1 protein-coding gene and 1 pseudogene are annotated in these 1,526 nt (G+C 72.9%); both read right to left on the bottom strand.

The features are described from left to right. A partial coding sequence (locus WH07_RS35380; protein ID WP_046509286.1) for a cytochrome c biogenesis CcdA family protein occupies window positions 1-538 on the bottom strand: 538 nt, incomplete at its 3' end. Between the two features lie 197 nt (window positions 539-735). Next, window positions 736-1,526 (bottom strand): annotated as a pseudogene (locus WH07_RS35375) (DsbA family protein); the annotation flags it as partial.

Raw genomic sequence — 1,526 nt, 5'->3', positions numbered from 1 at the left:
CGAGGCCGAACCGTTCCCAGAACAGCGCGAGCACGAACAGCGGTACGGCCATGCCGAGCGCGTACACCGCCAGCAGCAGCCCCCCGTACAACGGACTGCCGCCCAGCGCCGCCACCGTCAGCACACTGCCGAGGATCGGGCCCGCGCAGAATCCCGCGAGCCCGTAGACCAGGCCCAGCGCGTACACGGACAGCACGGTCGTGGGCCGGATCCGCCCCGACAGCTCGGTGATACGGCGCCAGGCGAAGCCGCGGCCGAGGATCTGGGCGAGCCCGAGCGCGATGATCAGCCAGCCGCCGAGGGCGACCAGCAGATCGCGGTGGCCGTAGAAGAGCCGCCCGGCGAAGGAGCCCGCGGCGCCCAGCGGCACGAGGGTGGTGGCGAGCCCCGCGTAGAAGATGCCGGTACGGGCGAGCAGGCGGCCCGCGGAGTCGAAGGAGTACGCGAAGAAGGCGGGCAGGAGCAGGGCGCTGCACGGGCTGAGCAGGGCGAGCAGGCCGCCGAGCAGCGCGACCGGATAGCCGATGTCCGTCGTCACCGGTCGCCCTCGGCGGCGTTGCCACCGCTGTCGCCCTTGCCGTCTTCGCCGCCCTCACTGTCCTTCTTCCCGGTGCCGCTCCCGGACGGCTCGGTGCTCGTGGACGCGTTCGGGGCCGTATTAGGGGACGTATTAGGGGACGCGGAGGTCGTCGGCCCGGTGGTATCGGTGGCGGACCCGGTCCTCGGCGGCCCGGACTTGGCGGGGTCGCTCGTCACCGGCCGCGCCGGGCCGTTCTTCTCCGCGTCCTTCTTCGCCGCCTCGATCACCCGGGTGAAGGTCTCCGTCGGCTGCGCGCCCGCGATGGGGCGGCCGTTGACGAGGAAGGACGGGGTGGAGGTGGCGCCCAGGCCGTACGCCTCCGCCTGGTCCTTCCGTACGGCGGCCTCTGCGGCGTCGCTCTCGCGGTCGTCCCGGAACCGGTCGAGGTCCTTCACCCCGGCGGTACGGGCGAGATCGTCGAGCCGGTCGGCGCTGAAACCCTTCTCCTTCGACCCCTGTGCGTACGCGGCGGCGTGGAACTGCCAGAAGCGGCCCTGCCGTCCGGCGGCCCAGGAGGCACGGGCGGCGGCCTCGGACTCGTTGCCGAAGATGGGGAAGTTGCGCCATTCGATACGGAGGGTGCCGTCGCCGACGTACTTCTTGACGAGCGCGGGCTCGCTGTCGCGGGCGAACTTCCCGCAGTAGCCGCACTTGAAGTCGGCGTACTCGACCATGACGACGGGCGCGTCCGGGCGGCCCACGGCGAGGCGGTCCGCGGCGTCACGACGGGCGAGTTTCACCAGTTCTGGATAGACCCCGGGGCGCGGGTCGGCGGAGACCTCGGCGACCGTTCTGGGCCCGGACGAGGTGCGGGAGGGGGATTCGGGCTTGGTGGCGGTGTACGAGACGACCCCGAGCAGCAAGGCGGCGGCCACCACTCCCCCGCCGACGGCGACGGCCTGCCGGGACGGCCGCGGCCACCCGGAGGGCGCGGGCGGAGAGGCGG

The sequence above is a fragment of the Streptomyces odonnellii genome, assembly GCF_000981895.1.
Lineage (GTDB): Bacteria > Actinomycetota > Actinomycetes > Streptomycetales > Streptomycetaceae > Streptomyces > Streptomyces odonnellii.
The sequence above is the reverse complement of the archived record's forward strand: the minus strand, read 5'-3'. Positions and strand labels throughout refer to the sequence as shown.